This window comes from Mycobacterium sp., from assembly GCF_035697385.1.
Taxonomy (GTDB): domain Bacteria; phylum Actinomycetota; class Actinomycetes; order Mycobacteriales; family Mycobacteriaceae; genus Mycobacterium.
The window spans coordinates 58,703-65,643 of record NZ_DASSCY010000317.1; the positions used below are offsets into that span (position 1 = coordinate 58,703).

Sequence of the window (6,941 nt, forward strand, 5' to 3'; positions counted from 1 at the left end):
CGAGCTGCTCAACGATCCTCGATACCCGCGACTCACGATTCGCCAGCCGAGAGGATGACTATGATTCTGGTTACCGCTGCCTTTGGACACCAAGGAAAACTGCTCCTGCCCAAGCTTGCGGCCGCAGGCCTGAAGATTCGCGCCGCGCGGGGCACTCCGGGTCGCGAAGATGAATTGTTGAAGCTGGGTGCCAGTGAAGTCTTCGTCGGCGACATCAGCGACCCCGACGTCTATTGCCAGGCGCTAGAGGGATGCGACGCGGTTTATCACATCAGCCCGGGCGCACACCCGAATGAAGAGCAGATCGGCTTCGCGATGGTCGAAGCGGCCAAACGCGTCGGGGTGCGCCACGTCGTGTTCAGTTCCGTGATGCACACGATCATCGACATCATTCAGCACCGCTACAAGCGGGACCACGAAGAAGCGCTGATCGAATCTGGCGTGAACCACACCATTCTCAAGCCGTGCGACTACATGATGTGGGACGTGCACGTCGCGCCCGTGATGCAGCTGGGCGCCCTGCCCTGTTTCTGGGCGGACCTCTCTCGCAAGCACTCCTATATCGCCATGGAAGACCTCACCGACGTGGCCCTGAAAGTGGTGACGGAGGGAAGCGCCCATTACTTCGCCTCCTATGAACTGGCGGGGCCCGACAAGCTCGACCATCCCGAAATCGCGCGTATCCTGTCACGCGTCATGGACAAGGACATCCAAGTCCTGTCAAAGACGCCGGAGGATCTCTTGGAAGTCCTTTGGGGCACAAAGGATCCCAGCGGGGAACTCAAGCATCAGGCCGACATTCTGTACTCGATCATGCGGTGGTATACGAAATGCGATTTCGTCGGCAACTCCAACACGCTGGAATGGCTGCTCGGTCGCAAGCCCACCACGTTCGAGCAATTCGCGACGAAAGCCTATGCCGATCTGTCGGCCGGTAAGGCCTTATAAGGTGGCCGTTGAGGCCCCGCGCACGAGACACCACGATGTCATCGTGATCGGCGCCGGCCACAACGGCCTTGTCGCGGCCAACTATCTTCAAGACGCCGGGTTGAATGTGCTTGTCGTTGAGGCGGATACGCAGATTGGGGGCATGACATCGTCGCGGTATTCGATCCCGGGCGCTCCCGCTCACCTGGTCAACCATTGTGCGGTCGATCCCATCCTGTGGAGCGAGAATCCGCCGGCCAAGGAACTCGCGCTGGAGGAGTACGGGCTTCGGATGGTCGACGTCGACCCGCCGTTCGCCTACCTGGGGCCAGACGGGGAGTCCATTGCGTTCTGGCGTGACGCGCGCAAGACGGCGCGCGAGATCGAGAAGTTCTCACGTGAGGATGCCGCCGCCTATCTGGAGTTCGCTGCCTTTCTCGATGACTTCTTTGATGTCTTCGACGTCGTAGGCGCCGCCGATCCCGTCCGTCCAGGGACCGCCGCGACGCGCATCGCGCGCGCCGCGTTCGCACAACGCAGGCAGCTAGGTGCTTTTGCCGCCTTCGCCCTAGCCTCGGGCAAGGAAGTGATCAACGAGCGGTTTCGCCACCCCGTTGTCCGTGCGGCAATGCATGTCGCGTCTGGCGCGACGATGTCGAGTTCACACCCGGGCTCGGCGATACAGTTCCTCCTGCTCGCCGCAGTGCACCGCAACCGGTGCTGGCGCCCCATCGGAGGTACGCAGGCGATCCCCGACGCGTTGGCGAGACGACTGCAGGCCCGAGGCGGGTCGATCATCGTGAACGCTCCGGTAGCCGAGATCACCCTGTCTGGTGGCCGGGCCGACGGCGTCGTGCTGGGCGACGGCACTGTGTTGCGGGCCGAGCGAGGGGTTGTCGCCAGCTGCGACCCGTCGCGGGCGTTGGGCCAGTTCTTACCGCCGGGAAGTCTGCCTGCCGAACTCGAAAGGCGGGTGAATGCGTTGCCTGCCAACGGCTTCGGGTGGGGGCAGATGAAGATCGACGTCGCATGTGCCGGCAGGCTGGATCTCTCACGACACGAGAAGCGCCGCGACGACGGTCTCGATCTGCGCATCCCTTCCCACTGGATCGGCACCGAGAAGGGAATCGAGCGCGCCTACGGCGTCTCGGCGGGTGGTCTCATGCCGGACGCCGAAGACCTCGTGTTCTACAACGCAATCCCGACGGGGCCGGACCCGACGCAAGCACCCGACGGCCAGGACACGTTGTACGCAATGTCGGTCGCGATTCCCAACGAACCCGCGCAGGGATGGGACCAGCTCAAAGACAAGGCCGCGGCGGTCACCATGGGCAGGCTGAACGAGTTCTACGGCAACCTTGCCGACATCGAGATCGACAAGACGGTCGAGACCCACGAAGACTTCGCCGCCCTCCGTCACGCCACCGGCGGCTGTCCCCCTCACGTTGACCAGGTACTTGGCCGCTTGGGACCGCTGCGGCCTGCACTGGGATTGGGTGGCTACCGGACACCGATCGACGGGCTGTTCCTCGCGGGCTCCGGGTCTCATCCGGGCGGTTCGGTGACCGGGCTGCCGGGTTACCTGGGCGCTCGTGCAGCCATCCGGGACCTCAAGAAGAAATCGCGCCGCGGGCGCAGATAGATCGGGAGCCGACCAGCTATGTCGGCGGAATCGATGGCAGCCACCCGGGTCCAATCCCTGACCGCTCCAGCAGTTCCGCGGCGGCTTGGGTGGCTTCGGCATGGAGTTGTGCGACGTCCGCGCCGACCAGCTGTCCGTTTTTCTTGACGTGCCGGCCGCCGATGAAGACGTCGGTGACCACCGCGCGGCCGGCGCTGTGGACGACGCTTGCGACCGGATCGATCACTGGAGTCATGGAGAGATGGGCAGTGTTGATGACAACCAAGTCGGCCTGCTTGCCGACAGCGATGCTGCCGATCCTGTTCTCTTGACCCAGCGCTCGCGCGCCTTCAATGGTCGCCATCCTCAACGCATCTCGGGCAGTCAACTCCAGTTCCCACGGGTTTTCGCCAGAGGCGAGCACCTCGTGATTGCGCTGCGCCCGGGGTATCGCCAACGCAAATCGCATCGCCGTGAATTGGTCGCCGCCAACGGCCAGACAAGTATCGACGCCGATATTCGGCCACACGCCACCGGCGATCAGGCGTCCGATCGGCGGCCAGCCGTGGCCCATGTTGCATTCGTCCTCAGGGGTGACGGTGGCCGTGACGCCGTGGTCTGCCATCAGAGTGATCTCGTCGTCGGTGAGGTAGTTGCAATGCCCGAATGTAAGATCGCTGCCCAACAACCCGGCTTCGTTGAGCGCCACCACCGCGGGCCGGCCGGGAAATACCGCCTGGCCGAGGTGCATGTTGAGCCGAATGCCCAACTCACGTGCCAGCGCCCAGTCTTGCTTGACCACGTCCATGGTGCTCAATTCCGGTCCCCGGGCGGCGAGCCCAATCGTCAACAAGCCCGTGTCGGACGGGTACCGGTTGCGCAGTCTCCGCACTTCGTTGGCGTTGGTTGACACACTGCTCAGAAACGGTGGTGCCAGGCATTCAAGTAGATCCGCCAGATTCGCGCCGCTGCCGAACGATGCACGGATCGACGTGGATTCCAGCCCGGCGATCAACGCATCCGTGTGCTCGGGCGTCAGTTGGTTTTGCGACCAATCGAAAACGGTGGTGACCCCCGAGTCGATGGCGTCCAACGCTCCCAGGCGGTTCGCAATGAAGAGGTCCGCTGGGGTGAACCGCGGGCCAATGGTGCCGATGATTGCAATCAGGTATTGCGTCAGTGACCAATTCGAGCCCAGCCCGCGCAGCAGCGCCTGATACACATGCCGGTGGGTGTCGATGAAGCCCGGGATCACGATGCGATCGGTCGCATCGACGATACGAGCGGAGCCTTGGGCCACTGCGAGATCCGGTCCGATGGCAGCGATCTGATCGCCCTCGAGCAGAATGTCCGCCGCGCCATCAATGGCACCCGACTCCATCGTGATGACGGTGCCGCCGCGAATCAGCGTCCGTTGATTTGACACTATTTCCTCCGTCTCCGTTGGGGGCCAGCGTCAAACGCTGCGAACTGTGCGTACTGGCATCAGTTCTTGAATCGCGCCGTGATCCAGTCGACGATGGCGCGGGTGCCTTCGGTGGTTTGTGCACCGATGCTGCCGTCGGGATTGATGACACGGCCGTAGTGATCGGCGTGCCGGACCACAACCAACTCCTTATCTGTTGCGGCCGAACCTTTTACAATCTCCTCGGCCTCACTCATGCGCAGGCCTTCGTCTCCCGCGTAGTGCACGAACAGCAGCGGGTCGTGGATCTGCTGCAGGCAGGCAATGGTGTTGGCGCGGCTGGACAACCCACTCCAGGTGCTCAGCCACCCTCGCGGTGTGATGTAGCGGGCGAATCCGGGTCCACCGTAGTTCTCCAGGTCGGGGCGTTTGCTCAGGTAGGAGCCAACGACGCGGTCGTCTGGTTCGATACCGAGGTCGGTGGCGGCCGGATCGGCTGCAGTCCGGTAGATCAGCATGTGTGCGGCGCCAACGGCTAAGCGCCGCAATCGCATAGCGGCCTCTGGTGAGTCTTGTTCGAGAACCTCAGCTGCCGCACCGCCCGCTTCCTGCTGTGCCACCAGGTTACGAGCAAGAACATCGATGCGACGGACTCGCTCCCGCTGCGCCCGCCGGTAGCGCTCGAGAAAATCCTGCGAGTAGTGGCTTGACTCCGGCGGTGTCCGAAAGCCATTGGCGGGGTGGTACATGTCCAACTCGGGGTCGGCGGCCACTGGATCGGACTCGTCGACGACCGAGGGGTCGATGTACTTCAGCAGCACCTCGCCCTCGCCGCGGTGTCCTGCGATGATCGCGATGCCGTCCGCCGGTGGAAGATCTACCGCGTTGAGGTCCAGCGGGTCACCCGCCGCGGTGTCGGTCAGTCGACCGGGCGGTTCGGTGCGCGCCTGCCACTGATACATCGATGCCAGCGTGCCGCCGCCGCTGTTGCCTACCAGGACCACCTGCTCGCAACCCACTTCGTCGCGCAGAAACCGGACGCCGGCTGCCATGTCGAGCATGAGCGTCTCGTGCACGGTGTCGACGTCGTTGTTCACCCAACGGCCGGCCCGGCCTAGAACGGCGAATCCGGCCTGGGCCAGCGCGACGATGTTGTAGTTCTGCGACTGGTCGGTACGTGGGTGCATCAGATGTATACCGACCCGCGGAGTCACTCCCTCCCGCCAATACAGCACCGCTCTGCTGGGGGCGTCGTCGTCGGCGACGAGGACGACGGCGCGATGCTGGATCTCGGTGGGAAGGTCTTGGACGCGGAAGTTGGCCCCGTGCAGGCGAAGTGGGTTCAGCGGCCGGCTCATTGTGGCAGCCACTGCCGGTAGTAGGACTCGTCCTCGACTCCGACGGCATCGGTGGTCAGCTTCAACGGCGCGAACGTGTCGACCATGAATGCGGTCAGATCGGTTTCCTCGATGCCGATGGAGGCCTCGTATGCGCCGGCCTTCGGCCCATGGGTGATACCACGGGGGTGGTGCGTCAGATGTCCGGAGTGCCCGGAGGTGCGGCCTGGAACCAGACCGCTGACGGTAAACATCACCTCGTCGCTGTCAATGTTGTTGTGGCTCGGTGGCGACGGGATGGCCAGCGGGTGGTAGTCCAGTTTGTGCGGTGGGACGACGCAGATCGCCGACCCGGTTGCACCGAGAATCTGGTAAACGTCGGGCATTTGGTGCAGGCTGCCGGTGATCGGCTCGACATCCGAGAGATTCAGCGCGTAGGGGTAGAGGTACCCGTCCCACCCGACGACGTCGAAGGGATGCTGATCGAGGATGACCTCGGTGCGGCTGGTTCCGTGTTTGACGTGCACCGGGTAGGAGCCTTTGCCCACCGTGGGCTCGGTCAGCTGCGGTACTCGCAGATCGCGTTCGCAGTACAAGGATTTTTCCAGCAGCTGGCCGTACTCGTTGCGTAGCTTTTCCGGCACCTCGATGGGGTCGGTCGACTCCATCGCCAACATGCGCGCCGATGCGGTGTCGAGCTGCCATTGCACGGTGGTTCCACGCGGGATGATCACCAGATCGTCGGGGCCGAACCGCAGCTGACCAAAGGGCGATAGCAGGGCGCCCGATCCCTGCTGCACCAAAACGATCTCGTCAGCGAAGCTGTTGCGGGCGAAATGGTCCATCGAATGGTCCGGCGTCGCAAACGAGATCACCACGGAGTCGTTGAACATTATTGGAATCCGCGAGGAGATCGCGTCGCCGGAGGTGTGCAGTGCGGACGTGTCAAATGCGCGCGGCCGCAACGCCTCCGGCGGCTGCTCCTTGAGCTCGACGGGTGCCAGTGCCCGGAACCCGCTGGCCTGCACCGGCGGTGCGACGTGGTAGAGCAGCGACGAGATGCCGGAGAAACCCACCGTGCTGAACAACTCTTCGTGGTACAGCGAACCGTCGGGCTGGCGGAATTGTGAATGGCGTTTCGCCGGGACCGACCCGGCGCGATTGTAGAAAGGCATGGGATACCCCTGTTTCGACAAATGTGCGATAATCGCAATGCAGTAGCGATTACCGCAGCCAGTGTGCTCACGCTTGGCTACGCGTGTCAACCCTTAAGGTTTGGTGAATGCAGGACGCACCGCAGGACCGCGCCGTCGTGGTCGGAGACGGCCAGGCCGGCCCGAAGCGATCGATGCTGCAGTCGGTGGAACGGGCCTTCGCTGTGCTTCAGGAAATCTCCACTCGCGCCACGCCGGCGTCGGCCGCCGAGTTGGCCACCGCCCTTGGCCTGGACAAGACAATCGTGCACCGCATCCTGCGCACGCTCCAGGCCGAGGAAATGGTCGAGCAGGTACAGAGCCGGTACGTTATCGGCCCGCGGGCGTTGTTGTTCGGCAACGCCTACCACGAGAGCCTTACGCTGCGCTCGGCCGCGTTGCCGTACATGATCGATTTCCTGAAGTCGCTGCCTGGCCGCCAGGTGATGATCTCCCTC

The 6,941-nt window shown here is 63.5% G+C and carries 6 protein-coding genes; 3 read left to right on the plus strand and 3 right to left on the minus strand.

Annotated features, from left to right (window positions below; translation table 11 throughout):
* Positions 1-60 precede the first annotated feature (60 nt).
* Positions 61-948 carry an SDR family oxidoreductase gene (locus VFH65_RS27090; protein WP_353325891.1) on the plus strand — a complete coding sequence of 296 codons (888 nt, stop codon included), beginning with the start codon at positions 61-63 and terminating at the stop codon, positions 946-948.
* A 1-nt stretch (position 949) separates the two neighbouring features.
* Positions 950-2,569: a phytoene desaturase family protein gene (locus VFH65_RS27095; RefSeq protein WP_353325893.1), complete on the plus strand. Its 1,620-nt coding sequence runs from the start codon at positions 950-952 to the stop codon at positions 2,567-2,569.
* 16 nt (positions 2,570-2,585) lie between these two features.
* On the opposite strand, the gene VFH65_RS27100 is transcribed toward VFH65_RS27095, so the two are convergent.
* The 3 genes from VFH65_RS27100 to VFH65_RS27110 are packed head-to-tail and all read right to left on the minus strand — an operon-like array spanning position 2,586 to position 6,465.
* Complete coding sequence (locus VFH65_RS27100) at positions 2,586-3,974, minus strand: amidohydrolase family protein (RefSeq protein WP_353325895.1); 1,389 nt, start codon at positions 3,972-3,974, stop codon at positions 2,586-2,588.
* 59 nt (positions 3,975-4,033) lie between these two features.
* A complete protein-coding gene (locus tag VFH65_RS27105; RefSeq protein WP_353325897.1) occupies positions 4,034-5,311 on the minus strand; it encodes an alpha/beta hydrolase in 1,278 nt (425 codons plus the stop codon).
* Positions 5,308-6,465 carry a homogentisate 1,2-dioxygenase gene (locus tag VFH65_RS27110; RefSeq protein WP_353325899.1) on the minus strand — a complete coding sequence of 386 codons (1,158 nt, stop codon included), beginning with the start codon at positions 6,463-6,465 and terminating at the stop codon, positions 5,308-5,310. The genes VFH65_RS27105 and VFH65_RS27110 overlap by 4 nt, the downstream gene beginning before the upstream one ends.
* 107 nt (positions 6,466-6,572) lie before the next feature.
* Between VFH65_RS27110 and VFH65_RS27115 the strand changes: the two genes are divergently transcribed.
* Positions 6,573-6,941, plus strand: a 369-nt coding sequence (locus VFH65_RS27115) for a helix-turn-helix domain-containing protein (protein WP_353325901.1), incomplete at its 3' end; no start/stop codon positions are given.

What these genes read in the sequence shown, in the direction of transcription:
- VFH65_RS27090 (WP_353325891.1), top strand. Translation starts at nt 61, where the DNA reads ATGATTCTGGTTACCGCTGCCTTTGGACACCAAGGAAAACTGCTCCTG.
- VFH65_RS27105 (WP_353325897.1), bottom strand. Translation starts at nt 5,311, where the DNA reads ATGAGCCGGCCGCTGAACCCACTTCGCCTGCACGGGGCCAACTTCCGC.
- VFH65_RS27110 (WP_353325899.1), bottom strand. Translation starts at nt 6,465, where the DNA reads ATGCCTTTCTACAATCGCGCCGGGTCGGTCCCGGCGAAACGCCATTCA.